Consider the following 25,119-nt stretch of genomic DNA (forward strand, 5'->3'; position numbering starts at 1 on the left):
TGTTACTAAAGGTTAAAAAAAGCTATGTGTTCCAGTCTGTAAGTTTTGAGCGTAAGCGTTGCATGGCTTGACTATGTATTTGACAAACCCGCGATTCACTCACTCCCAACACAGCACCAATCTCTTTTAGGTTTAATTCTTCATCGTAATAAAGCGATAAAGTCAACGCTTCCCGTTCAGGCAGAGATTTAATTGCATCTACAAGAGACAATCTGAAATTATCCTCGACAACATCCTGAAATGGAAGGTTTTCCTCTCGGATTTCTTCATTTGCAATACAGTCTTCTGTTATTCCTAGATCATCAATACCGACTAAACGACCACAGTTCACATCATTTAAAGCATGATGGTACTGGTTTATCGTCATATCGAGTGCTGAAGCAATCTCCTGATCAGTCGGGTTTCTCCCGAGTTCTACCTCAAGAGATGCAATTACTTGGGCAATTCGTCGACTATTTTTATGTACAGAGCGCGGCACCCAATCACCACGACGGATCTCATCTAACATTGCGCCACGAATACGAATACCAGCAAAGGTTTCAAAACTGGCTCCTTTCGAGGAGTCATAGTTTTGTTGCGCTTCGATTAAACCAATCATGCCAGCCTGAATCATATCTTCTAGCTGTACATTAGGCGGTAAACGACTAACCAGATGGTGGGCAATACGCTTCACCAGCGGTGAATATTGTTCAATAAATGCTTGTGGACTACGCCCGGTTTTTTCGTAGGTTAACGCCCTATTCACCTACGGTATCCCCGTTATCATTTCTCTCGCGCAACAGTAAGCGTTCCACAAAAAATTCCAAATGTCCTCTTGGACTCTCCGGCACAGGCCAATCTATGGCTTTATTGGCTAATGATGTCAATGCCAACGCTGCTGGTGAGCGAGGATAAGCATCAACGACGATTTTTTGCCGTTTAACCGCCTGACGAACCTTATCATCAAGAGGAATACACGCGACTAACTCCAAATTGGCATTAAGAAAACGATCCGTGACGCGGGTTAATTTTGCAAACAACTCTCTGCCTTCTCGATAACTACGCACCATATTGGCGACAATCTTAAATCGCGGTACATCATACTGACGCGATAATAGCTTAATCAATGCGTAAGCATCGGTGATAGATGTAGGCTCATCACAAACCACCACCATCACGTCTTGCGCTGCACGAGCAAAGCTCAATACCATGTCCGAGATACCAGCAGCGGTGTCGACAATAAGCACATCAATGTGCTGTTCTAGTGATCCAAATGCACGAATTAACCCGGCATGTTGCGCCGTTGTCAATTCAACCATCGATTGTGTGCCTGAAGCTGCAGGGACAATTTGGACCCCGAAAGGACCTTCGACAATAATGTCCTGCAAATCACATTGCCCTGAAAGTACATGGGAAAGGTTTCGCCCTGCCCTTAGCCCCAACATGACATCCACGTTGGCTAAGCCTAAGTCGGCATCTAGCACCATTACGCGCTTGCCCTGCCTAGCCATCGCCATTGCAGTTCCTAGGGTTACATTCGTTTTACCAACGCCACCTTTACCGCCCGTTACGGTGATCACTTTGGTGGACGTCAACTGAGTCATTCTGCGTAGCCCGCTGGCTTGATCATGCATTGTCAAATTAGTCATAGTAATCCGCTGCTTCCCCTTCTGGGGTATTGCTACTCCAGAAATGCTGCTGATGGTTTAATTCTTTTTCTAATAACTCATTGGCTTTTGACACCAAAAATTCACCACTGGCTATTTTTATGTCCTCAGGTACTCGCTGACCATCGGCGATATAGGCAATGGGCAAAGCGTTATGGATGGTGACATTTATTAATTCGCCCAAACTTAAGCTCTCATCAATTTTGGTCACAATACAACCAGCTAGTGGAATGCGGCGAAAATGTTCAATGGTTTCCTGCAATACGCGACGCTGTGATGTTGCAGGCATCACCAAGTAACTCTTTATTTTAGCGCCACTCGTTTGCATCAACGCATCCAGCTGCTCTGACAAGCGAATATCGCGTTGCCCCATGCCTGCGGTGTCAAGCAAGACCAAACGGCGATGGCGCAACTGATATAATACTTCGGCCAGTTCATCAGCATCTTTAGCGACTCTGACAGGACAACCCATAATTCGGCCATAGGTCGCAAGTTGCTCGTGCGCGCCAATTCGATAGGTATCTGTGGTCACCAATGCGACTTCATCAGGGCCATGCTCCATGGCGGCTCTTGCCGCGAGTTTTGCAATCGTGGTGGTTTTTCCCACGCCCGTCGGGCCTAACAAAGCGGCCACGCCACCATTTTCTAAAATACAATCATCTAAAGTGGTCAGCTGCTCACTCAACAAGCCCAATAAGATTGGCCACGCTTCAGCCGGTGAGACGTCTTCTGGGATGTAACACGCCAATTGATCGGCTAATTCATCGGATAGGCCCATTTTAACTAAGCGTTTGATCATCATCGCCCGTATCGGTTCGCGACGTTCAACTTCTTGCCACATTAAGCCTGAAACCTGATGCTCCAACAATTTACGAATCGCAGACATCTCATCACGCACTTTATCGAGTTCTGCGGGTGATGAGGCGGATTGACGCGCATCGTAACGACTTGGGTCTAAGCGCGTTGGTTTGGGTGTTGGTTCTTGAACGCGAGATGAGTAACGCGATTCTTTTGCTTTACGTGCAAAGCGATCGCCATAATCCTGACGAGGCTGAACATTTTCTCGCCAACCTGCACGATTTACGTCGGGATTCTGACGTTTCCCCTGACGTGCCAGCAAAGCGCTTAACGAATCAGCCTCATCATTATGCTCTCCCCCGTTATCACGATGTTGTGCATAAACGTTAGCAAAACGACCTGCCGGGGCTGCTTTCTTCGCTGAAAGCTCGACGCGATCATCGGCCAGCTTTCGTCGTGCGGCATCATAATTCTTATCCAACTCACTCGGTGCGCGCAAAGCAGGGGCTGGAGTTTCAGGCTGCGGTTCGTTATCAATCGCAGCAACGATTTCAATCCCTCCAGTCACCTTCTTGTTCGACATGATGACTGCGTCTGCGCCGAGTTCATCTTTTACCTGACTGAGAGCAGAGCGCATGTCTTTTGCAAAAAAACGCTTAATTTTCAATTGCTTTACTTCCTGATACACCCAACAGGGATGTGCGCGGTACAAATAACCTTGCTCATAATGTTCATCTCACGGCACTAATTTCCAACCGCATTTACTATTCGAATTTGTTTCTCATCAGGGACTTCTTGGTAAGAGAGAACATTTAAGCTCGGTATCGTATTTCTAACGAACTGTGCCAATGTGCTTCTCAATACACCTGATGTCAGAAGAATGGATGGCTCACCTTTTAGTTCTTGTTGCTGCGATGCTTCTGTCAACGACACTTGCAAGCGTTCTGCTAATCCTGGTTCGATACCTGTCGACTCGCCACCAGAAGCCTGCATTGTCTTATGCAACATCTGTTCCAGTTCAGGAACCAAGGTGATCACGGGGATTTCAGCCTCAACCCCATTGATTTCCTGCACGATCATGCGTTTTAAGGTAATACGCACTGCCGCAGTAAGAATATCGGGATCCTGACTCTTGCTAGCATATTCAGATAGTGTTTGTACTATAGAGCGAATATCTCGCACCGGAATCGCTTCGTTCAGCAGGTTCTGTAGTACTTTAACCACTACACCAAGGGGTAGCTGGTCAGGAATAAAGGACTCAACCAGTTTTGGTGCTGATTTACTTAACATTTCAAGTAAATTCTGTACCTCTTCATGGCCAATCAAGAGTGATGCATGATTGGTCAGCACTTGACTCAAATGTGTCGCCAATACCGTTGCAGAATCGACCACGGTATACCCCAACGCTTGTGCATGTTCGCGTTGACTTTCAACAATCCAAGTGGCTTCCAAATCAAAAGCAGGGTCTCGCGTGTGCTCACCATCAATCGGCCCAAACACTTGTCCGGGATTAATGGCCAACTCCATATCAGGGCGAATATCCGATTCACCAAACGCCACGCCCATTAAAGTAATGCGATAGCTATTTGGTGGAAGTTCCAAATTGTCACGAATATGAACCGCGGGGATCAAAAAACCAAAGTCTTGCGACAACTTTTTTCTCACCCCTTTCACACGCTCTAGCAGCTCTCCCCCTTGCTCCTTATCCACCATCGGAATAAGACGATAACCCACCTCTAAACCAATAATATCGACAGGCTGTACATCCTCCCACGAGAGATCGCGTTGCACTGGGGCTTCGGCAGGTTTAGCCGCTTCTTCTTTCACTGCTAGCGCCTGCACGCGTTTACGTTGCGTTTGCCAGTAGGCACCACCACCGCTGGCAGCAGCCAGTAATAGGAAGGGAATATTGGGCATGCCTGGGACAATGCCCATGACAAACAGAATGCCGCCGGTTATCGCCAGCGCACGCGGGTTGTCGAACATCTGAGCAAGCAACTGCTGCCCCATATCTTCATCGGTATTCTGCCGTGTTACCATCATCGCGGCACCAATGGAGAGCAGTAGCGACGGGATCTGTGCCACCAAGCCATCACCAATCGTCAACAGGGTAAAAACTTCTATTGCATTGCCAAAGCTCATTCCGTGCTGACTCATGCCAATGATCAGCCCGCCGACAATATTGATCAGCAGGATAAGAATACCGGCGATCGCATCGCCCTTTACAAACTTAGACGCACCATCCATCGAGCCGTAAAAATCCGCTTCCTTGGTGACTTCACTGCGGCGCAAGCGCGCTTGATCTTGATCGATAAGCCCTGCATTTAAATCCGCATCAATGGCCATCTGCTTACCGGGCAAAGCATCCAAAGTAAAGCGGGCGCTAACTTCCGAAATTCGCCCTGCACCTTTCGTCACGACCATGAAGTTGATGATCATGAGGATCAAAAACACCACTAAACCGACAGCATAATTTCCGCCAATCACCACGCTACCAAACGCATCAATAACTTGACCTGCCGCGCCAGAACCAGCGTGGCCATGCAGTAACACCACCCGTGTTGAGGCTACGTTCAATGCCAAGCGTAATAAAGTGGCAATCAAGAGTACCGTTGGGAAGGCCGCAAAATCGAGAGGGCGTCGGGTATAAATAGTAACAAGTAGCACCACCAATGACAGTGCAATATTGAAAGAAAAGGCCATATCCAGCAACAGCGGTGGCATGGGTAAAATCACCATTGCCAATGTGGCCAGAACCACAATTGGCGCACCAATTGACGGAATCGACTGGAGGCGACCTAGAGGCAGTTTATTAAGTAGCGGCAGCGAAGCTTTCATAGATATGAAGAAATGACCCTATTCTTTTTATTACTTCTTCTGGGTAATTAGCCCAGCAGTAAATACGTAACCACAGCATATTGACTGCAACAAGCAAGAATAATACCTATTTTTTGACAAAAAGTTGACGCTATTCTTAATAAATTTGTTAATAGTTGCGTTGCTATCAATAAAACCAACATCACGTAATGCCTAAGACACTAAGCGGCCGAATTAAAGCCGTTTCTATCGGGCAAATTACGAGTCATAACGCATATCTTCAGGCGGTTCGAAATTGCGCTGCGCCAACGTTGGCCGTTGACCTTTGCCTTTTCGATGTTGCTTTAGTTGGAAGACATAGGCTAATACTTGCGCTACTGCAGTGAACAGACCATCGGGAATTTGCTGTTCTAGTTCAGTGGTATGGTAGAGCGCACGGGCTAATGGGGGCGCCGGGACAATATCAATCGCATTCTCATTGGCAATCTCACGGATCTTCAATGCTAGGTGATCAACGCCTTTTGCTATCACGATTGGCGCACTGTCTAAATCAGGGTTATAACGCAGTGCGACGGAAAAGTGTTCTGGGTTAGTAATAATAACATCGGCTTGAGGCACTTCTGCCATCATGCGGCGTTGAGCGGCTTCTCGCTGCAACATTCGGATCCGCCCTTTCACTTCAGGTTTACCTTCCGTCTCTTTGTATTCGTCTTTGACTTCTTGCTTGGTCATTTTAAGCTGTTCGGTATGCTGCCAAATTTGATATGGGACATCAATCACCACCACCACCAGCAGTGAACAACTAATCAATAAAACGAAGCGCAATAACACTGCGAGTGCATGGAAAATATTGCTCGGGAACACCTCCTGATTGATCTCGAACAAGTCCTGTAAACTGCTACGCATCAACCACGCCGCCACCCCAGCCACCAACAATACCTTCAGTATCGATTTCACCAGTTCCATCAGGCTTTGCGTTCCCACCATGCGCTTTAGCCCACTAAGTGGATTAAGTTTTGACCATTTCGGCATGGCAGCCTCTGGCGACCAGTTAACCCCACCTATCGCGGCGGCACCGATTAGCGCGGCAACAAATAACGCGCACAAAATCACAAACAGCGGGACAAAAATATGCCAAATAGACTGCATAAGCACTGTCAGCAAGCGATCAAAATCAAACAGCTCATCTCGAGACAGGGTGAACATTCTACCCATAAAGCGCATTAGTGCCTGTCCCAGTTTATCGCCGCCAGCCATCATCACAGCCGCTCCCGCAACCAGTAGCGTTACCGTGGCCAGTTCTTTTGAACGCGCGACTTGCCCTTTTTCTTTCGCTTGTTGGAGCCGTCGCGTCGTGGGGTCTTCTGTGCGTTCTTGATCATCTGATTCAGCCATGCAGCCCCCTTAACACCTTAACTTCACTATTTCACACACCTGATCGAGACCCAACTGCCACTGCTGCTCATATTTCGGCGTCAGACCCAAAATCAAGTGCCAGCTAATCAGTAAACCGAGTAGCAACGCAAAAGAAAAACCTAACGCGAAAATATTCAGCTGAGGCGCCGCTCGCGTCATGACACCAAAAGAGAGGTTGACGGTCAGTAAGGCGATAACGCCAGCAATGGCCATCGAAAAGCCAGCTTTAAACATATGACCAAACCACGAGGCTAATTGCCGATAACTCTCCACATCAGGCATGCCTTCGCCTACCGGCAGAGTGGTAAAGCTCATCGACACGACATGAATCATCTCTAAATGGCCATCTGTTGCCAAAAAGAGCATTAAGGCCAAGAACATAAACAACTGACCAAGAACTGGCGTGTTCTGCCCATTGGACGGGTCAACCATAGATGCAAAACCAAGACTGGATTGCATACCTAAAATTTGCCCTAACAAGACAAATGTTTGGGTAATAAACTGCGTGACCATTCCCATCGCCACGCCGATAACCACTTGTTGTAGGGTGACAATAAACCCTTGTAGTGAAAACAACTCAATATGACTTGGCATAGCCGGTAGACTTCCCGCCATGGCAAGCGTTACCGCAAAGGAGAGATAAAGACGAATTCGAGGAGAAACAAACTGGGCGCCAAAAAACGTCATCGCCATCATCATTGATGAGATGCGAGTAAACGGCCACAACAAGTTAGCGAGGTAATCTAAAACAATGGGAGCCGGATAATGCATAGTTCAGATTCAATACAACAATTGCGGAATTCTGTCGATCAAACTGAAGAAGTACTCCATCAGCATCTGTGTCATCCAGTGGCCAAACAACATCAGCGCTGATAACGTCACGATCAAGCGAGGCAAAAAGCTCAACGTCTGTTCGTTAATCGATGTCGCAGCCTGAAATACCGCGACGACCAAACCAATCAGCAGCCCGGGTACAACAATAGCGGAGACCATCATCAAGACCATTTGTAATGCCTCTTGAAATAGCTCAACAAACGCTTCTGGTGTCATTGTTCCTCCTAAACCCCAAAGCTGCCAGCTAGGGTTGAAAGAATGAGATTCCAACCATCTACCAAGATAAACAACATCAACTTAAACGGTAACGAAACAATCATTGGCGACAACATCATCATACCCATTGCCATTAGAATTGATGCCACGACCAAATCAATCACCAAAAATGGCAAAAATAGCATAAAACCTATCTGGAACGCCGTTTTTAACTCTGAGGTGATAAAGGCCGGAATTAGGATCGTCATCGACACCTGTTCAGGAGAGTCAACGACAGCACCAGAGATATCAACAAAGGTTTCTAAGTCCTTAATACGAGTCTGATTTAGCATAAATGTACGCAACGGCTGCTGTGCAACATCAAACGCGTCTCGTGCCGTCAATTGCTCATTCATATAAGGTTGTATCGCTTGTTCATTCATTTGAGTGATAACAGGAGACATCACAAACAGAGTAAGAAACAGAGCAATTCCAATAATAACTTGATTCGAAGGTGTTTGTTGTAGACCCATCGCTTGCCGGAGTATCGACATAACCACCACAATGCGGGTAAACGAGGTCATCAGTATGACGATCGCAGGTAAAAAGCCAAGGATTGTCATCAGAGCAAGGATTTGTAAATTAACCGAATAATCCTCACTGCCATCCTGGTTTACCGTCATGGTCAGAGCGGGGATCCCCGGCCCAATCTGAGTCATCCTCTGCTGGCCCGCTTGAGATTGTGCATCCATCTCACTCAGGCTGATATTGCTACCTAACGCAGCCGCCGCCGGCAAAGCTTGACTTGCCTCTTCCTGAGCAAAAGAGAAAGAAGAGAAAAAAAGCACCAACAATGCAAAGACAAAGGGGGAAATATGGTTTTTAATTGTCATTCTTTTTGAGCAACTTAGAAAACTGACGGGCAAACTCTGGCGACGCTTCCTCGGGGAAAGGGGTCTCCAGCACTTTGACCAAATTAACACTCTGTGAAGTAACACCTAGCAATAGCTGCTCTCCTGCCACCTCCACGACAACCAAACGTTCTTTTTGTCCCAAAGGCATCTGCTTTACCACACGCATAGACTGTTGTTGCCCAGAAAATTGCGGCAAGCGCATGCGTTTTACCAACCATGCCAGCAACAAAATCAGTCCAACCACCAACAATAACGAGGTAATGCTCGTCATAATATTCAGGTCAGGACCGGCCGCGTACGCAGGGCGAGCCAGAACCAACAGCGCGAAAGCCATGGCAAGTAATGTATTCATGTTTATGCTGGCCTTAACGTAGCTTTTTAATGCGTTCAGTCTGACTAATAACATCCGTTAAGCGGATACCAAACTTGTCGTTGACAACAACCACTTCGCCATGGGCAATCAAGGTTCCATTGACCATAACATCCAGTGACTCACCCGCAATACGGTCCAGTTCAACCACCGAACCTTGATTGAGCTGCAATAAGTTACGAATGCTAATTTGAGTGCGCCCCACCTCCATAGAGATAGTGACCGGAATATCCAATATGGTATCCAGTTTACTGCGTTCATCTTCACTGATCGCAGAACGCTCTTCTTTTAATTCATCTAATGGCGCGGTTTTAACACTTTGCTCTTCCTGAACAGCCAGTGCTGCTGCCCATTCATCTGCCATTTTTTGATCGTCAGTTTGCGACATTTCTTACCTGCTTACTACTTATTATTTGAACTATCAAAACCAATCAACGCCTCTCCAAGCGTCTCCTGATCAAAGAACGCTAGATCGGTATTAACCATATCAGGACGTTTTAGTTTTTCAGTTATTTTCAATGCGATATTGTCATTTGATTGACCCATTTTAGCTCTAAATGTCGGAAGATCTTCGACATACAAGGTCGCAGCATCAGGCATCTCTACTGGGATAACATCGCCAGGCTGCAACTCCATCAGGTCACGCAAAGTCAAATCGACATCCATCAATTTTGCGCGCAAGTCCACAGGGACATCCATGATTTCGTCACGCAATGCCTTACTCCAGCGCACATCGGTCTCCATCTTGTCACTCTGAATACCGGCGTCCAGCAACTCACGGATCGGTTCCACCATCGAGTAGGGCATCACGACATGAAAATCGCCACCACCACCATCCAGCTCAATATGGAACGAACTCACCACGATCACCTCTGTTGGGCTGACAATATTCGCCATCGTCGGGTTTACCTCAGAGTCCAAATATTCGAACTCAACACCCATAACTGGTGACCACGCCTCACGGTAATCCTCAAAGACTAACTTCAGCAACATCTGGATTATGCGCCGCTCTGTGGGTGTAAACTCACGCCCCTCAATCTTGGCGTGAAAACGACCATCTCCGCCAAAGAAGTTTTCAACCAGAATAAAGACTAATCGAGCTTCCATGGTGATTAATGCCGTCCCTTTCAATGGACGAAAACGCACCATATTTAGGCTAGTGGGTACATACAGGGTGTTTTGGTACTCACCAAACTTCACCATCTGCACACCATTGATTGACACCTCTGCTGATTTTCTCAGCATATTAAACAAGCTGATGCGCATATGACGTGCAAAGCGTTCATTGATCAGTTCAAGCGTTGGCATTCGCCCACGAACAATGCGATCCTGCGATGAAAAGTCAAAGACTACCGCACCATCAGGATCAGCGCCTAAACCGTCATCATCATCGTCTACATCATCAACACCATGAAGTAGCGCATCAATTTCATCTTGGGAGAGAAGATCGCTCAAAATAACCTCTTATTGCATAACAAAGCTGGTAAACAATACCCGCTCAATGACCCCTTCACCAGACACCTGTTCCATCGTCGCCTGCAAAGCTTGTAACGCATTATCGCGCAAATCACCGCGCCCATTCGGACCTCGTAGCTGCTCTACACTTGCCGCACTAAACGAAGCCAGCAAGGTTGAACGCAACAAGGGTAAGTGGCGTTTCGCCATTGCTTCATTGCGGCTTCCCCTTACCATCAGTTGTACATCTATCTGCACTAAGCGATCACGCGCATCGCCTGTGACATTAAAAATAAATGGCTCCGCCAGTGAGATATACATCGCAGGCCCTGCTGGGGCGACCACGTCACGCGATGCTGGGTTCGTCTCGCTGGCACTGTTTTTCGGCGCGAAGAGAAAATACCCCGCCGTCCCGCCAGCCGTCAGAAGAGCAACACCTAGCAAAATAAGCAACCCAATCTGCTTCATTCTGCTATTGGGTTTCTCAATTAATATTTGACTGTCATCGGCCATCCTGAATCCTTAAACACACCATTAAATTTATACCGATACACAGAGGCGCTTCTTCCTTGCGTACCATTTGCTCAGGCGTAATAATCGACACCATGGCTCTGTTCATTAACCCACAGCTCCACTGCATCATTAGCAACACCGTGTTCATCATGGTCACTGACTCCTTGCGCTCCCGATGGCGAAGATGGTGCACCTTCACGCTCCGACGACCTACCTGCAAATTGACCTTGCTGTTGTGAACGACTCTCCTGTTGGACGTCGCCCTGCGTCAATTGCAAACCTTGTTGCTGCAGCATCTCTCGCAACCGAGGTAAACTCTGCTCTATCGCTTCACGGGCTTGCGATGTCGATACCGTAAATTGCACATTGGCTTGATCCTGATTGAGCTGCAGTTTAATTTGCACGCGTCCCAACTCTGGCGGGTCTAAACGGATGTCGACATGTTTTAAGTTGTTCGACAGCATGATTTGTACTTTATCGGCCACCGCCTGTTGTGCTTCGGTTTGTTGCAAGTTCAACGGTAATTGAACATCGGCTTTTCCATGTTGAAGCAACAACGGCTGTGCTGCTTGCTGCGAAGACGGCGCACTAAGTTGGGTGGCTTGTAACAGAGCTTTATCTGTCGCTGCGCCAGCAACATCCGTACTGCCACCAGACTCTGACAACAGTGAAGCGCGCATTGACGCCACATCACTAACATTACGACCTAGCTCCGCAGCCTCTTCTACCCCGGTATCTAAAGGAGTACCATTTTGCCAAGTCAATGCGGTATTGCTCTCGCTCTGCTTGCTAGCAGCACCCCACTCTACCGTGGCCATTTTATTCGCAGCGTTATTGGCGATATGGTTTGTCGCATGGGCTGACTCGCCTCCCACACTCTTTGCCATTAATGGAGAAAAAGCCGGCACCGAACGCCCCCCATCAGCAGGATATGCCGTTTCAGCTTCACTGTTCGACTTTACTTCGTCTTTGCTAAACTCATCAGCTTGCTCTGACGGCAAGGCTTTGCCACGTTGTAGCTGACTGTCTGCATTACGCAGACGGGTTAGTACCTCTTCCCCTTCCGTCATTGCATCGTGAGCCAATGCGTCTTGTGAAATCGCCTCAGATCCCGCTAGCTCTGCCACAGAGGTATCTATCGCCACTTCTTGTTCGTCTTGCAGCAGCCTATCAGACACAACCACAGATTTGGCATCAACGTCTAAAGACTGAGTTAAATCTGTTTTTTCCGGCTCAGTCGATGCTTTTTCTGCCGATTGTAACTCAGAAGCAAACAGTGTTTGGTCCTCATTAACACTGCCTGCTGGCCCCTTTCCGCCTGTGGCCGTTGCCTGAGGCTTGTGCATATCCGTCTTGGCGGTAAATAGCCCTGTTAGCTCCATAATGAATCTCAAAAACTTATTATCTGTCTCTATCTATTTAACTATGCAAAAATCACACCATTTTTTAGATCAACGTCGGCGTTGACGACGTGCCGCTTGCAATGTGGCAAATTCATCAAGTTGCTTCTGCTCTCGAATTTGTTCACGCTTTACTGCCTCTGTCGCTTGTTTATCTAGCAACCATTCAATCGAGCGTTTATATTGGCGCTTTTCGGCATAAGCTTGCTGACATTCATCGACTTGCTGCTCAAAGTGGGCGCCTGCCGCCTTTTGCTGAGCTAATGTCTCATCAAGCTGGGTAATAAATCGGTAGAGGTGGCCATAAGCACTGGCGGATAGCCCTGCCTGCCCGCGCTCAGACATCTGCGAAAAATAGTCTAAGCGGTACTGCTCAATTTGCGCCAGCTGCTGATGGTATGCAGTCAGCTCTGCATGCGCACGCTCCACCGCCAATTGAGCATATTTTTCATCGGCTTCAGCCCGTTCATAAATCAACTGTAATGCGCTACGACTCATCGATTAGCCTCCTGACTGCAAGGCACTGCGTAACATATTGACGCACATGTCATAATTCACAACGTCTTTCATACCTTGCTGCAGATACTGATCTAACCGAGGTTTATAACTAAATGCTTGGTCGATAGCAGGGTCTGTTCCCTGTTTATATGCACCGATTGAAACCAAGTCTTGATTCTTGCGGCATATAGACAATATTTGTCGCGATGCTTTGGCCATTAACATATGTTCATCGGTAACAATGGCAGGCATAACACGGCTCACGGAGCGTTCTACATCAATTGCAGGGTAATGGCCAGCATCTGCCATTTCTCGTGACAAAACAATATGTCCATCTAATATCGCTCGAGAAGCATCGGCTATGGGGTCTTGTAGATCGTCGCCTTCCGTCAATACCGTAAAGAAAGCGGTAATTGAGCCCTGATGCTCGCCACCATTGCCAGCTCGCTCAACGAGCGCAGGTAACTTAGCAAACACGGAAGGTGGATACCCTTTTGTTGCTGGCGGCTCCCCCACCGATAAGGCAATTTCACGTTGCGCCTGAGCAAATCGCGTCAATGAGTCCATTAACAGCAGTACATCAAGCCCTTGATCTCGAAAATACTCTGCGATAGTCAGAGCGGTTTGACACCCTTTTAAGCGCATTAGTGGAGAAGCATCCGCAGGCGCGGCGACGACAACAGCCCTCGCACGCCCTTCTTCGCCTAAAATTTCATCAATGAACTCTTTGACCTCGCGCCCTCGTTCACCAATCAACCCGACGACGACGACCTGTGCTGTCGTGCCTCGCGTCATCATGCCAAGGGTCACCGACTTACCCACACCTGAACCGGCAAATAGACCGATTCGTTGCCCTTTCCCCACCGTCAACATGCCATTGATCGCTTTTATACCAACATCTAACGGCTCTTTAATCGGTTTACGGGCTAAGGGATTTAATGGGGTTGCATGAAAATTGGCGCGCTGGACAGTAAATATCGGCCCTAGTCCATCTAAAGGCTTACCGACACCATCTATCACGCGACCGAGCAATTCTGGGCCAACAGATAAACCATTCTCGCCATGAATCGGGGTCACTTTCGCGCCAGGCATTACCCCCGTTAACTGCTCACTCGGCATCAAGTAAAGGGTATTACCATCAAAACCAACCACTTCAGCTTCCATTGTACCATTCAAGGTTTCCACTTGGCACAAGCTACCGACAGGCGCGCTACAGCCAACGGCCTCTAACGTCAGTCCAACCACTCTCACCAGTTTTCCCGATGCGACCGGACGACTAACTAAACCACGCGTTTGGTACTGAGTCAGTTTCTGTGCCAGCAAGTTCATGACGACTCCGCAGCGAGACCATTTCGACCCACAAAGTGATGCAATAACTCTTTAATGCGCTGTTCCAGCAAATAGTCGACTTGTGAGTCTTCTGCGATAACAGTGACATCACCGCGTTGTAATCCTGGTTCGGCAATCAATTGCCAATCGCGCTCTGCCAAGCCTTCGTTGCCATAAGCGTCATTCAGTAATTGGAAGTCATCGGGATGAACTTGAATGGTGGTTCGGCGGCCACTTATCGGTAGCGCAGCGATCCCATCACGGACAGTGCGTAGAATGATATCTGGATTGGTCTTCAGCTCGACGCGGATCAGTTCTTGTGTCAGGTGCGTCACCATCTCGACGAGCACCTGTTCAACCTGTTCATCCACTGCCGCCATTGGTGCGGCCAGCTTATCAACAAGAGAGAGCAAGTGTGATACTTGCGTGGCGATTTCTGTTTGGCCTTGCTCTAAGCCTTGGGCGAGGCCTTGTTCTATACCTTCGGCTACTCCCTGCTCTAAGCCTTGCGGCTTGCCTTTCTCAATGCCAGCCTGATAGCCAGCCTCTTGGCCTTGAGCGAAACCCTCTTCGTACGCCGATTGACGAATAGTTTCCAAATCAGCGGCCGTTAACGGTGCAAGTACTTCTTGTTCTACTTCCGGTGCCGGCTCGGCAGGTTGCCACGACGGATCATAGTTGAATGCTGTGTCACGTGGTAACAGCTCTTCTTCGCCATAATCAGGCAGATCCCAACGGGCTAACTCAGGGGTTTGCTCTGGCTCCACACGAAGGTAACCACGACGGCGCTCATAAGTCATAGTAAGTCACCTTACAAGAACTCGTCTGCACCACCAGAAGACAACACTAGCTCTCCAGTGTCAGCCAAACGGCGTGCAATCGACAAAATCTCTTTTTGTGCGGCTTCCACATCGGCGACACGTATTGGCCCCATCGCCTCTAAATCATCCATTAATAGTTCAGCGGCACGTTTGGACATATTGCGCATAATTTTGTCACGCAATATATCGTCAGCCCCTTTCAATGCTTTCTGTAACAGCTCTTGTGGCACATCCCGTAGCAGCGTCTGAATACCGCGATCGTCCACTTCGGCAAGGTTATCGAACACAAACATCAAGTCTTGGATCTGAGATGCCATATCTTCATCATTGTCGCGTATCTGTTCCATCAACAGACCTTCAACATTATTATCGAGATAGTTCATGATCTCTGCGGCTGCTTTCATGCCACCAATTTTTGCAGCCTGAGCGCCAGCTTGACCCGCAAACTGTTTCTCCATGATCTCATTAAGCTCACGCAGTGCAGCAGGTTGAACTTCTTCTAGATCAGCGATTCGCATCATCAAATCAAGGCGAGTTCGCTCTGGGAACTGTGAAAGGATATCCGCTGATTGTTCTGGCTCTAAGTAAGACAAAACGATGGTTTGAATTTGCGGGTGCTCGTTGTGAATAATGCTAGCAACTTGACGAGGGTCCATCCACTTTAATGAATCCAAGCCCTTTGAACCACTCCCCATTAAGATCTGATCGACCAAATTGCTCGCTTTATCTTCGCCTAACGCCGCGATCAAGGTTTTCTTAACGAAGTCCTCACTGCCCATGCCTATGGCTGTATACTTTTGAATCTCTTCAATAAAGTTACGGTGTACTGCAGCCACTTTATTTTGGCTGAGATCTGACATGTTTGCCATTGCGCCGCCCACTCTTTGCACCTCTTTCGGCTCCAAGTGGCGAATAATTGATGCCGCATCCTCTTCACTCAAGCTAAGCAATAAGATAGCCGCCCTATCGGTGCCCGACAGGGTATTAATATCAAAATGGATCGGTTCATCTACCGCTGTTAGTTTATCAGCCATCATTAATTACCCAGCTTTTTACAACTTGAACCGCCAGCTCAGGCTCATTAGCCACTAATGCACGAACGGCTTTCAGTAAATCTTCGTCCTTGTGCAAGTTTGGCAAGTCGACCGAACTGCTACTGAACTCTATATTGTTGATAGCATCAATATCACTACCCAACAGCCCAATATCCCCATCTTGTGGGATGGGTAAACCATCGGCCCCCAATGGCGTGCCATCGGCAGCTAGATTTGGGTAGAGTAACTTTCGCATCGCCGGGCGGATTAAGACAATAACCACCACAATCATAACCAATGCTGCAGCAATCCAACGCACCCAACTGTTGAAATTCGGATGCTCCCAAACTGGTATATCGCCCAACTGCTCAAATTCAGGCGTAGCAAAAGGAACGGAGATCACCTCAATAAAATCACCACGCATTTGTGAAAAGCCGACCCCGCCCATTAAGAGGCGACGAATATTGTCCATTTCGGCTTCACTGCGTGGCACCATCTCCATCTGACCTGTTTCGGGATTAACCAATGGGCGATAATCGATGGCGACAGATACCGTTTGACGGTCAATCACCCCAGTTTGTCCACGGCGATGGCTAATGGTGGTATCCAATTCAAAGTTACGAGTCGCTTCGCGATGAACAGATCCAGCACCACCTAATCCGCCTCGCTGCAATTCAATCACATCCTGAGGAATCGATGAATCAACCGGAGGCTGATTACTTAACGCGCCTGGAATTCCGGCGACACGGCTGCCATTGTTAATATCTTCTAGCGTAAATTCACTACGGGTGGCAGGCGTGTCGGGGTCAAAACGTTTTCTGGTCTCTTCTACCGCACTAAAGTCCATCGATACATCAACTTGTGCGGTGTAATTACCGATCCCTAAGACTGGCATTAAGATTGAGTCGATTTTTTCACGTAAGTTCTGCTCTTGCTGGCGAACCAGTTCATACTCACGGCGACGGGCACTGGACGTCGCATCTTGCGTACCTGAACTAAGTAAACGCCCACGCTGATCAGTAACAGTGACACGATTCGGTTGAAGGCCAGGCACTGCCGTTGCCACCATATCAACAATGGAATCGACCTCTTCTTGACCAAGGTTCGCGCCTGTGCGTAAGGTGAGGAAAACGGATGCTGAAGCTTCCTGATTTTGACGAACAAAGACACTACGCTGTTGCATTGCCAGCAACACCTGCGCTTTATTAACTTGACGGATCTGCTCAATGGCTCGCGCTAACTGGCGTTCACGGCTCAGCTTCAATCTTTCTTGCTCTACGCGCTGAGAGACACCAAAACCCATATCGTTAAGCAAAATTTCATCACCATGCTGAGTCGCGCTATTGAGTCCTGCCCGGGCTAAATTAAGCTTGAGCTTGGCATAATCATTGGCTGGTACTCGCACCGTATTTCCGTCGAGCCCATAAGAGACTTTTTGCTGATCTAAATAATCAAGAACGGGGATCAATTCTTCTGTTTCATAACTGCCCAATGGGCGCATTTCTGGCTCTTTAATCCAGAAAAAAAGCATTACAATCAGTGCAACACAAATAGCAACCGCAAGGACGAGAACGACCTGACGAACGATATCCAGCTCACCTAATAGCGAGCCCATACGTGGAGAGCTGCTATCTTGCGTTGCAAGACTATCGTCTGTTGTCATCTCATCTAATGCCAATGACGTCCCTGCGTTACCGCTTACCGCCAGCTCTTGTTTCATACTCTCTTCGGCCACTATCTACTTCCTAACACCGATAAAAAAAGCGCTACACCAACTCGATAAAGCTAGACAGGCATACTCATTAATTCTTTGTAGGCTTCAACCATCTTATTTCTAACTTCAACCGTTGCCTCAAAGGCCACACTCGATTTGTTGCGTGCAATCATAACGTCTGATAGTGATACGCTGCGATCTCCCTGATCAAAACGTGTCTGCAATTGGCTCGCTTGTTGCTGATGGTTATTCACACTACTGATAGCATTGGAGAGTAAATGACTAAAGTCTTGACTAACCTGCTGCCCAGTTGCGGGTGCCTGAGCACTCTTCGCCTCTAGGCGCATGGCCGCCATTTCAGCCTGAAGTTCACCTACTTTCATACCTTGCTCCTTATTCCGTCAGAACACTGACATTTAGCGCCTTATACTACTGTCCCTGCAAGTTTAACGCCAATAATTTTCAGGGATATTTGTTTCAATCCAAATATAACTTTTACGGCTGTGACAATCAGCCAAATAAAAAGCCAAATCGCAGTCATAACGCTCATTCTAAATAGGAATATCCACCCCTGCGTCGCGCATTTTGGCTAATTTGTAGCGTAATGTTCTAGGGCTAATCCCGAGACGCTCAGCCACCTCTTTTCGTCGCCCATTACAGGCTTTTAACGTATCAAGAATAATCGTGAACTCCTGCTCACGAAGTTCTGTTCCCAATCCTTCCGTACTCGCTGTCGGTGAGGAGGGAGGCGCGGCTTGTGGCGCCAACATGGGAACCACCACTTCAATCGTAGACGTTGCCAACCCTTGCCAATCAGCGCCTTCCAGCAGAATATGCCCACTCTCAATCTGTTGATCTGCGAGTATCAACGCGCGCTGAATAACATTATCCAGTTCACGCACGTTGCCTGGCCAACTGTACTGTTGTAGAGCATGTTGCGCACACGCTGACAATGAAGGCAAAGCCAGCCCCTGCTTGCGGCAGTGGCGTTCAATTAAATGCTGAGCAAGTGGAATGATATCGGCTGGGCGCTCGCACAGTGCCAGCCAAGTGAGTGGGAAAACATTCAAGCGATAATAGAGATCTTCTCGAAAATGTCCCTCTGCAACATGCTGACGTAAATCTCGGTTACTGGTAGCCAGAATGCGAACATCTAATTTAATGGTTTTACGGCTACCTAATCGTTCCACTTCGCGTTCTTGTAACACACGCAATAACTTAGCTTGTAAATTTAAGTCCATTTCGCTGACTTCATCTAACAAGATGGTGCCACCTTGGGCTTGTTCAAACTTACCAGGGCACGCTTGTACCGCACCGGTAAATGCGCCCTTCTCATAGCCAAACAGAGTGGCTTCTAGCATATTATCGGGGATGGCTGCGCAGTTGATCGCGACAAATGGTTGCTCTTTACGTGATGAATGCGCGTGTATGTACTGCGATAAGACCTCTTTACCACTTCCGCTAGGCCCTAATACCATGACAGTCGCATCTGTTGCCGCCACTTTTTCAGCCAGCGCTAACAAGTGCAAACTCTTCGGATCAGCGACCACGGTTTTATGACGGTCGGTTTTTGCTGGTGCGTAACGGCTGACCATATTCAATAGCACCTCTGGCGCAAAAGGCTTTGCCATATAATCGACAGCACCATCACGCATCGCAGCAACCGCATCTTGTATGTTGGCGTAGGCGGTCATTAACAGTACGGGTAGCTTAGGCCAATGAAGTTTAATGCTACGCAATAACCCCAAACCATCCATGCCAGCCATTTGTACATCTGAAACAACGATATCAACCTGATGTTGCTTTAATAATACAATCGCTTGCTCTGCACTGTCGGCTTCTAACCACTGGTATCCAGCCAATGATAATGTATCAACCAGAGCTTCGCGCAAACCTTCATCATCTTCTACTACTAGCACTCTGCTCTGGTGCATTCCTTTTCTCCATTATTCTGTGTACAGCGAGGAATGGTGATAGAAAACGTACTTCCTCCACCGATTTTGGATTGAATCGACAGCACACCGCTGTGTGCCTTGGTAACCATATTGGCAACGGCCAGACCTAAGCCTGTCCCTTGCTGGCGTGTGGTGAAAAAAGGCTCTAACACTTTTTCGATAACGTCATTGGTCATCCCTGGGCCGTTATCTTCAACATCGATAACAATGGTATTGCCCTGCTGTTGACAACGCAATGCAATCCGGCAGCCATTACCTGCTGCTTGAATTGCATTAATCACTATATTACTCACCGCGCTAGCTAGCGCGTTGACATTGCCTAACACCATTAAGGCTTCATCATCACAATCCACACTAAAATCAACGTCGTGCTTGCTGATTAATGCATCGACCATACGTTCGATTTCATTCAATAACTGCTCAAGCGAAAACGGGGCAGCCACTTTATTGTCGCCTCCCTTGGCAAACAGCAGCATATCACTCACCTGCTTTTCTAAGTCATGCAAACGATCGACCAATTTGGTTTGAAAGCGCTGCCGGACGTTTGGCTGAATGTTGTCAGCCCCTAAATTTTCGGCATACAACAATGCGCTGGAAAGAGGAGTACGGATCTGGTGAGCTAAAGATGCCACCATACGCCCCAAAGAAGAGAAGCGTTGTAAGTCACTAACGCGTGCTTGGAGTAAACGGGTTTCCGTCATGTCGGTAATTAAGATTAACTGCCCACTATTTGAAGCCGAAATCGCCAGCTTCACTTTTTTTCCATCACGCAAGGAGATTTCATGCCCATCATCTTCTCGGGGATCAAAAGCGCGTTGAATTACAGAAAACCAACGTTCACCTACCAACGGCAGCCCTAACAGGCGTACGGCCTCTGGGTTTGCTTCCGATACATTTCCGTGCGGATCTAGCAATATAACCCCCGCAGGCATTGCGTTCATTACCTGTTGATAACGACCAACTTGCTCCGACAACTGTTCAATTTGTCGTCCCATTAACTCCATGGTGACATGTTCTCTTTTTTGACAGACTACTCAACTGACAAACATATGCATAATCCATACCATAAGGTAAAATCATGCATTGCTGATATAAAACAATGATTTAAAATTATAACATGCAAAAAAAAGAGTCAAATTAATGACTCTTTTATAAGATACGGGCAATTAAGGTAAGATACAACAGCCTGTTATCACCTAAGCACACTCACGTGCAAGCTGATACTTACGCATTTTTTCTACCAACGTAGTACGGCGCATACCCAACATATCAGCGGCACGAGCAACAACCCAGTCCTGCACGTCTAATGCTTGCAAGATCATTTCAACTTCTAAGTCCGCCAACATCTCTTTTAAGTTAACCCCTTCCGGGGGGAGGGCGGATAGGTCGCTATTCTGCTCTAAATCATCGTCTGCAAAGTTATCAGAAAATAGCGCATTAACGGCCTCACGTTCTTGCATCTCTGTTGATGCCCAGTCTTCCTCCACTAGCGCCGACATATCAAGATGACGATACTTTTCCGGCAACTGATTAACATCGATAACCCCTTCAGGGTAAATAATCGACATTCGCTCAATTAGATTCGCTAGTTCACGCACATTTCCCGGCCAATGGTGACCAAGTAAGGACTTAATCGCCCGTTGGCTAAATTGGAATGCACTACCATTGCCCTCAGCCTCTAAGCGGGCTAACAGCTCCTGAATTAACAGCGGAATGTCTTCAATGCGCTCACGCAGAGCTGGCATTTCGATTGGAAAGACATTTAAGCGATAGTAGAGATCTTCTCGAAACAATTGTTCCTTTATCATCTCCTCGAGGTTACGGTGGGTCGCCGCAATAATACGAACATCCGCTTTAAGCGTTTTATTGCCACCAACGCGCTCAAAACAGCGCTCTTGTAGAACACGTAACAGCTTTACCTGCATTGCGGTCGGCATATCGCCAATTTCATCTAAAAATAACGTGCCACCTTCCGCCATTTCAAAACGACCTTTACGGCTTGATATCGCACCGGTAAACGCGCCTTTTTCATGCCCAAACAACTCACTTTCCAACAATTCAGGCGGAATTGCGCCACAATTAACCGGAACAAACGGGCCATTTCGGCGTGAGGAGTGATAGTGCACGTTACGCGCCACGACCTCTTTTCCTGTCCCCGACTCGCCCAAAATCATCACATTCGCGTCTGTTGTGGCAACCTGCTCAATTAAGCGGCGAACCAATCCAATCTGTTCACTGCTGCCCACCAAACTACGAAATAGGGTGGATCGCCCCCCGAAAGTTGGGACTCGTCGCGTGTTCTTTCCCACAAACTCGTTGCAGTGGCGCAAGACTTCAGATAACTGTACATAGCTTAATGGACGTTTGACTTCACCGACATAATTGGGAAGCTCTGAGAATAGGCCGTAGTGCTCCTCAAACCCAATAAGCGGAATATGACGAGAAGAGAAAAGAGTCTCTAATGCAGGACGCAACTTATGATTAGAATGAATATGACCAACGAAACAAGCCTGCCATGGCTGAGTATTGAGTGTTTCATCTAACTCCGACAGCGCGATTGCGTGTACCTTTTTTCCCATAAACTCGAAGATAACCCCAAGGTCACGACGACTTTGTGGCTCATCATCGATGACTAGGACTTTTGCTACACCTTGCATGAATACAACTGCCTACTTTAAGTTTCGTTTCGTTTGAAAAAAATCACGAAAAAATGACAAATACTGCGCATATTGTAATTAAAAGGAGCAAGAAGGCAACTGAGGACACAATAAACCTGTGACCTCAGATTGATAGATAACTTCAAGAATTCGAGGGATTACTCAGAAAAATCCGTCAGGGTATGAAACTCGGTTGGGATTTGATCCCATGCCGACTTAATTTCGCGAAGCATCTCAACAACATCATCGATAAGATCTGGATTATTCTCCTGATTAGCGACACTTATCTGACGCACCATAAAATCATACAACGCATCAAGGTTGGAGGAGATTTCCCCGCCCTCTTCCATCGATAAACACGAGCGTAGGCTCATAATAATATCTAGCGCTTTACCTAAACGCTCCCCTTTGACAGACAGAGTCCCTTGCTCCATTGCTGCCTTACCCTGCACTAAACGCTCAATGGCGCCCGCCATTAACATCTGAATCACACGATGTGGCGTCGCCGAGGTCAATTGACTGTCAATTGACACCTTTTTATAAGCCTGTAGTGATCCTCTCATTGCCATTTCTTTGATCCTGTTGTTCTTACCGAAATTTATTGTATAACGTCACGGAACGGTGCCCATGATTCAATTTTTTAAGTGTGCTCTGTGTTGCCGACCTTTTGTCAGCAAGGCGAGCAATGAGCGTTTTCGTTCGATCTAATGCCTGCTGCCAGCGCAATGAATCGACTTTTGTCAACAGCGCTATTTGCTGTAAAAGAGACTCTCGTTGTTGTAACTGCGCACTTAATGGCATCGCTACATCGATATCATCGTTGTCTAAATTCTCAATGATCTGCTGATCCAATGCTGCCAGTTGGTCAAGCCACTGTTCGTCTAGCATCTATTATCCCCCGCCTCCGAACATGCCCTGCATATACGCTAACTGCGACTGCATCTGTCCCATTGCAGCGTCCATTGACGAGAAACGATCATAGGTGCGTTGCTTTACTCCATCCATGCGTTCATCTAATTTACTCTGCTCCGTCAGCAAACGGGTATTTTGTTCGGACAGGCTATCTTCGCGAGAACGAATACTACCGGTAATGCCAGTATAAGAATGAATAAGATCTTCAACTTGGCGTGCAAAACCATTTCGACCACCAAAGAAATCATCCAATCCAGCAAAGTTCTCATTCAGTTGGCGACTAAACACGTCATAGTCAATTTCTAGCCGACCTTGCAACGTCGTGGTAATACCTAGCTGGCTTAGTGTCTGCAAATTATCCGGAGCCCCCTCAACCGGTTGGGCAAAAAGCTGCCGCAATTGGTTGGTGACACTACGCACTAAACTGTCACCCGTTAGTGGCCCACCACGTTGCGTTTGAGCATCGTAGCTAGACAGTGCTTGAGTCACATCGAAAAACTGATTGAACGCACCAACAAACTGCTCAATGGCAAATGTTACGGTTTGCCGATCATAGCTCACGGCCAGCTCTGTCGGCTCATCATAAGAGAGCGCGACAATATCAAGGTCAACCCCTTCTATCGCGCCCGATACTCGGTTAGTGTCGCTGGAAATGATCGCCAAGCCATCTAATACAATTCGCGCATCCTGAGCCGGTTGCATTTCGTTCATTGCATTTGACAGGTGATGGCGGTTATAAGATAAACGCTGCAAGTCACTGACTGGGGAAGCCGTAACCGCAACCGAAATTTGCTGTTGCTCTCCCGTTTGGTCACTGCTTAACACCAAGCGGGCGCCACGGTCATCTTTGATTATCGAGGCAAGAACACCAGGGTTGTCTGCGGCACGGTTAATATGACGCACCAAATCCACCAACTTATCTTGGCCCGATTCAAGCGTAACTTCAAAGCCAAGCGTACCTAAACCAATGCGTAACTGACCTTCTCCTAATGAGTCAGAGGCACTCAATGGCTCAGAGGCGAGCTTATGCGATTGGGCTAGTTGTTGAACATCGACACTGTATCGCCCCACCGCTGCCGCGGGAGTGGCGACAGCTGAAAGCTGTTGCGGGTCAGAAATATCTGTGCGCCGAGCCGCTAATGCATCATTATTGCGAAAGTCTGCCATCATAAATTTCATGGCATCAAGCGACTCCTTTAAGCGGCCATATGCACTGATATCCGTTTGAATATCCTGCATACGCTGAGTAATCCGCTCTTCTTTGGGGGCTTTTTCTGCTTGAACCATGCTATCCACCATACTGGTGATATCCATGCCCGTTGCTAGGCCCGCCATCTGTATTGCCATAAAACTTCCGCTTAAATTAGACTTTTGTCGACACTAACCCACCATGATACTCAGCCATTTGTCGGGAGAGCTCGAGCATTTCCTCATTGGGGATCTGCCGAATAACGTTACCACTGCTTTTTTCGTAAACCGTTACCACATTCCGCCCTGACTCATCGTCGATACGAAATGATAAATTGGTATTAAAAGTAGCAATAAACTCTTCTAGCCGTTCAACCACACTCACCAGCTGTTCATGAGCCAATGTGCGCTGCTGTTCAAGCTTCTCTGTTTGTTCAACCCGACGAAATGATAATTCTTGAGATTCATTTACTGTCGATTGGCGAGATGCCTGTGATGGCACTGCCACACTCTCTGAGTTTCTTGCAATATTTAAGCCAGAATTATGAGTTGAGTGACTCTTTGGCGTAGATAGAAAGGAAATAGGTAAAGATGAGGTATTCTTAATGTCCATATAATCTCCCCCAGAGACAACAAAAGCGACAAGGAGTGCT

At 47.5% G+C, this 25,119-nt stretch carries 26 protein-coding genes; all 26 read right to left on the reverse strand.

Going from position 1 to position 25,119, the window contains the following annotated elements:
- Positions 1-22: 22 nt before the first annotated feature.
- Positions 23-745 carry an RNA polymerase sigma factor FliA gene (locus ACKLNH_RS02725; protein WP_413110693.1) on the reverse strand — a complete coding sequence of 241 codons (723 nt, stop codon included), beginning with the start codon at positions 743-745 and terminating at the stop codon, positions 23-25.
- Positions 738-1,628 carry a MinD/ParA family protein gene (locus tag ACKLNH_RS02730; RefSeq protein ID WP_413110694.1) on the reverse strand — a complete coding sequence of 297 codons (891 nt, stop codon included), beginning with the start codon at positions 1,626-1,628 and terminating at the stop codon, positions 738-740. The genes ACKLNH_RS02725 and ACKLNH_RS02730 overlap by 8 nt, the downstream gene beginning before the upstream one ends.
- Positions 1,621-3,111 carry a flagellar biosynthesis GTPase FlhF gene (gene flhF / locus ACKLNH_RS02735; protein WP_413110695.1) on the reverse strand — a complete coding sequence of 497 codons (1,491 nt, stop codon included), beginning with the start codon at positions 3,109-3,111 and terminating at the stop codon, positions 1,621-1,623. Before flhF ends, ACKLNH_RS02730 begins: the two co-directional genes overlap by 8 nt.
- A gap of 77 nt (positions 3,112-3,188) precedes the next feature.
- The gene (gene flhA, locus ACKLNH_RS02740) at positions 3,189-5,282 is read right to left on the reverse strand and encodes a flagellar biosynthesis protein FlhA (RefSeq protein WP_413110696.1); all 2,094 of its coding nucleotides are present in this window, start codon (positions 5,280-5,282) and stop codon (positions 3,189-3,191) included.
- A 237-nt stretch (positions 5,283-5,519) separates the two neighbouring features.
- Entirely contained in the window at positions 5,520-6,656 is a 1,137-nt protein-coding gene (flhB, locus tag ACKLNH_RS02745; protein ID WP_413110697.1) for a flagellar biosynthesis protein FlhB, read from the reverse strand.
- Between the two features lie 9 nt (positions 6,657-6,665).
- The gene (gene fliR / locus ACKLNH_RS02750; protein ID WP_413110698.1) at positions 6,666-7,448 is read right to left on the reverse strand and encodes a flagellar biosynthetic protein FliR; all 783 of its coding nucleotides are present in this window, start codon (positions 7,446-7,448) and stop codon (positions 6,666-6,668) included.
- Between the two features lie 9 nt (positions 7,449-7,457).
- A complete protein-coding gene (gene fliQ, locus ACKLNH_RS02755) occupies positions 7,458-7,727 on the reverse strand; it encodes a flagellar biosynthesis protein FliQ (RefSeq protein ID WP_413110699.1) in 270 nt (89 codons plus the stop codon).
- 8 nt (positions 7,728-7,735) lie between these two features.
- The gene (fliP, locus tag ACKLNH_RS02760) at positions 7,736-8,599 is read right to left on the reverse strand and encodes a flagellar type III secretion system pore protein FliP (RefSeq protein WP_413110700.1); all 864 of its coding nucleotides are present in this window, start codon (positions 8,597-8,599) and stop codon (positions 7,736-7,738) included.
- Positions 8,589-8,972: a flagellar biosynthetic protein FliO gene (fliO, locus tag ACKLNH_RS02765; RefSeq protein ID WP_413110701.1), complete on the reverse strand. Its 384-nt coding sequence runs from the start codon at positions 8,970-8,972 to the stop codon at positions 8,589-8,591. Before fliO ends, fliP begins: the two co-directional genes overlap by 11 nt.
- Positions 8,973-8,985: 13 nt before the next feature.
- On the reverse strand, positions 8,986-9,378 hold the full coding sequence (gene fliN, locus ACKLNH_RS02770; protein WP_413110702.1) for a flagellar motor switch protein FliN: 393 nt from the start codon (positions 9,376-9,378) through the stop codon (positions 8,986-8,988).
- A 14-nt stretch (positions 9,379-9,392) separates the two neighbouring features.
- Positions 9,393-10,445: a flagellar motor switch protein FliM gene (gene fliM, locus ACKLNH_RS02775; protein ID WP_413110703.1), complete on the reverse strand. Its 1,053-nt coding sequence runs from the start codon at positions 10,443-10,445 to the stop codon at positions 9,393-9,395.
- Positions 10,446-10,454: 9 nt separating this feature from the next.
- Positions 10,455-10,958 (reverse strand): flagellar basal body-associated FliL family protein, encoded by a 504-nt coding sequence (locus ACKLNH_RS02780; RefSeq protein WP_413110704.1) that lies wholly within the window; start codon positions 10,956-10,958, stop codon positions 10,455-10,457.
- A gap of 71 nt (positions 10,959-11,029) precedes the next feature.
- Entirely contained in the window at positions 11,030-12,340 is a 1,311-nt protein-coding gene (locus ACKLNH_RS02785) for a flagellar hook-length control protein FliK (RefSeq protein WP_413110705.1), read from the reverse strand.
- Between the two features lie 69 nt (positions 12,341-12,409).
- Entirely contained in the window at positions 12,410-12,856 is a 447-nt protein-coding gene (fliJ, locus tag ACKLNH_RS02790; RefSeq protein ID WP_413110706.1) for a flagellar export protein FliJ, read from the reverse strand.
- A 3-nt stretch (positions 12,857-12,859) separates the two neighbouring features.
- Entirely contained in the window at positions 12,860-14,185 is a 1,326-nt protein-coding gene (gene fliI / locus ACKLNH_RS02795; RefSeq protein ID WP_413110707.1) for a flagellar protein export ATPase FliI, read from the reverse strand.
- A complete protein-coding gene (fliH, locus tag ACKLNH_RS02800; protein WP_413110708.1) occupies positions 14,182-14,985 on the reverse strand; it encodes a flagellar assembly protein FliH in 804 nt (267 codons plus the stop codon). The genes fliI and fliH overlap by 4 nt, the downstream gene beginning before the upstream one ends.
- Positions 14,986-14,996: 11 nt before the next feature.
- Positions 14,997-16,040 (reverse strand): flagellar motor switch protein FliG, encoded by a 1,044-nt coding sequence (gene fliG / locus ACKLNH_RS02805; RefSeq protein ID WP_413110763.1) that lies wholly within the window; start codon positions 16,038-16,040, stop codon positions 14,997-14,999.
- Positions 16,033-17,775 (reverse strand): flagellar basal-body MS-ring/collar protein FliF, encoded by a 1,743-nt coding sequence (fliF, locus tag ACKLNH_RS02810; RefSeq protein ID WP_413110709.1) that lies wholly within the window; start codon positions 17,773-17,775, stop codon positions 16,033-16,035. Before fliF ends, fliG begins: the two co-directional genes overlap by 8 nt.
- A gap of 50 nt (positions 17,776-17,825) precedes the next feature.
- Complete coding sequence (gene fliE, locus ACKLNH_RS02815; protein WP_413110710.1) at positions 17,826-18,137, reverse strand: flagellar hook-basal body complex protein FliE; 312 nt, start codon at positions 18,135-18,137, stop codon at positions 17,826-17,828.
- Positions 18,138-18,305: 168 nt separating this feature from the next.
- Positions 18,306-19,688, reverse strand: a complete 1,383-nt coding sequence (locus ACKLNH_RS02820; protein ID WP_413110711.1) for a sigma-54-dependent transcriptional regulator — start codon at positions 19,686-19,688, stop codon at positions 18,306-18,308.
- On the reverse strand, positions 19,667-20,713 hold the full coding sequence (locus ACKLNH_RS02825) for a sensor histidine kinase (RefSeq protein WP_413110712.1): 1,047 nt from the start codon (positions 20,711-20,713) through the stop codon (positions 19,667-19,669). The genes ACKLNH_RS02820 and ACKLNH_RS02825 overlap by 22 nt, the downstream gene beginning before the upstream one ends.
- 192 nt (positions 20,714-20,905) lie before the next feature.
- Positions 20,906-22,366 carry a sigma-54 dependent transcriptional regulator gene (locus ACKLNH_RS02830; protein ID WP_413110713.1) on the reverse strand — a complete coding sequence of 487 codons (1,461 nt, stop codon included), beginning with the start codon at positions 22,364-22,366 and terminating at the stop codon, positions 20,906-20,908.
- 158 nt (positions 22,367-22,524) lie between these two features.
- Positions 22,525-22,929 carry a flagellar export chaperone FliS gene (gene fliS / locus ACKLNH_RS02835; RefSeq protein ID WP_413110714.1) on the reverse strand — a complete coding sequence of 135 codons (405 nt, stop codon included), beginning with the start codon at positions 22,927-22,929 and terminating at the stop codon, positions 22,525-22,527.
- A 25-nt stretch (positions 22,930-22,954) separates the two neighbouring features.
- On the reverse strand, positions 22,955-23,254 hold the full coding sequence (locus tag ACKLNH_RS02840) for a flagellar rod protein FlaI (RefSeq protein ID WP_413110715.1): 300 nt from the start codon (positions 23,252-23,254) through the stop codon (positions 22,955-22,957).
- Positions 23,255-23,257: 3 nt separating this feature from the next.
- The gene (gene fliD / locus ACKLNH_RS02845) at positions 23,258-24,625 is read right to left on the reverse strand and encodes a flagellar filament capping protein FliD (RefSeq protein WP_413110716.1); all 1,368 of its coding nucleotides are present in this window, start codon (positions 24,623-24,625) and stop codon (positions 23,258-23,260) included.
- A gap of 16 nt (positions 24,626-24,641) precedes the next feature.
- Complete coding sequence (locus ACKLNH_RS02850; protein ID WP_413110717.1) at positions 24,642-25,079, reverse strand: flagellar protein FlaG; 438 nt, start codon at positions 25,077-25,079, stop codon at positions 24,642-24,644.
- Positions 25,080-25,119: the final 40 nt, after the last annotated feature.

This window comes from Thaumasiovibrio clandestinus, assembly GCF_047250365.1.
In the GTDB taxonomy this organism is placed as follows: Bacteria; Pseudomonadota; Gammaproteobacteria; order Enterobacterales; family Vibrionaceae; genus Thaumasiovibrio.

Bases quoted from the DNA above. Each gene is read 5' to 3' on its own strand.
- ACKLNH_RS02730 (WP_413110694.1), bottom strand. From the start codon at position 1,628: ATGACTAATTTGACAATGCATGATCAAGCCAGCGGGCTACGCAGAATG.
- flhA (WP_413110696.1), bottom strand. From the start codon at position 5,282: ATGAAAGCTTCGCTGCCGCTACTTAATAAACTGCCTCTAGGTCGCCTC.
- flhB (WP_413110697.1), bottom strand. From the start codon at position 6,656: ATGGCTGAATCAGATGATCAAGAACGCACAGAAGACCCCACGACGCGA.
- fliR (WP_413110698.1), bottom strand. From the start codon at position 7,448: ATGCATTATCCGGCTCCCATTGTTTTAGATTACCTCGCTAACTTGTTG.
- fliQ (WP_413110699.1), bottom strand. From the start codon at position 7,727: ATGACACCAGAAGCGTTTGTTGAGCTATTTCAAGAGGCATTACAAATG.
- fliP (WP_413110700.1), bottom strand. From the start codon at position 8,599: ATGACAATTAAAAACCATATTTCCCCCTTTGTCTTTGCATTGTTGGTG.
- fliO (WP_413110701.1), bottom strand. From the start codon at position 8,972: ATGAATACATTACTTGCCATGGCTTTCGCGCTGTTGGTTCTGGCTCGC.
- fliN (WP_413110702.1), bottom strand. From the start codon at position 9,378: ATGTCGCAAACTGACGATCAAAAAATGGCAGATGAATGGGCAGCAGCA.
- ACKLNH_RS02780 (WP_413110704.1), bottom strand. From the start codon at position 10,958: ATGGCCGATGACAGTCAAATATTAATTGAGAAACCCAATAGCAGAATG.
- ACKLNH_RS02785 (WP_413110705.1), bottom strand. From the start codon at position 12,340: ATGGAGCTAACAGGGCTATTTACCGCCAAGACGGATATGCACAAGCCT.
- fliJ (WP_413110706.1), bottom strand. From the start codon at position 12,856: ATGAGTCGTAGCGCATTACAGTTGATTTATGAACGGGCTGAAGCCGAT.
- fliI (WP_413110707.1), bottom strand. From the start codon at position 14,185: ATGAACTTGCTGGCACAGAAACTGACTCAGTACCAAACGCGTGGTTTA.
- fliH (WP_413110708.1), bottom strand. From the start codon at position 14,985: ATGACTTATGAGCGCCGTCGTGGTTACCTTCGTGTGGAGCCAGAGCAA.
- fliG (WP_413110763.1), bottom strand. From the start codon at position 16,040: ATGGCTGATAAACTAACAGCGGTAGATGAACCGATCCATTTTGATATT.
- fliE (WP_413110710.1), bottom strand. From the start codon at position 18,137: ATGAAAGTAGGTGAACTTCAGGCTGAAATGGCGGCCATGCGCCTAGAG.
- ACKLNH_RS02820 (WP_413110711.1), bottom strand. From the start codon at position 19,688: ATGCACCAGAGCAGAGTGCTAGTAGTAGAAGATGATGAAGGTTTGCGC.
- ACKLNH_RS02825 (WP_413110712.1), bottom strand. From the start codon at position 20,713: ATGGAGTTAATGGGACGACAAATTGAACAGTTGTCGGAGCAAGTTGGT.
- ACKLNH_RS02830 (WP_413110713.1), bottom strand. From the start codon at position 22,366: ATGCAAGGTGTAGCAAAAGTCCTAGTCATCGATGATGAGCCACAAAGT.
- fliS (WP_413110714.1), bottom strand. From the start codon at position 22,929: ATGAGAGGATCACTACAGGCTTATAAAAAGGTGTCAATTGACAGTCAA.
- ACKLNH_RS02840 (WP_413110715.1), bottom strand. From the start codon at position 23,254: ATGCTAGACGAACAGTGGCTTGACCAACTGGCAGCATTGGATCAGCAG.
- fliD (WP_413110716.1), bottom strand. From the start codon at position 24,625: ATGGCAATACAGATGGCGGGCCTAGCAACGGGCATGGATATCACCAGT.
- ACKLNH_RS02850 (WP_413110717.1), bottom strand. From the start codon at position 25,079: ATGGACATTAAGAATACCTCATCTTTACCTATTTCCTTTCTATCTACG.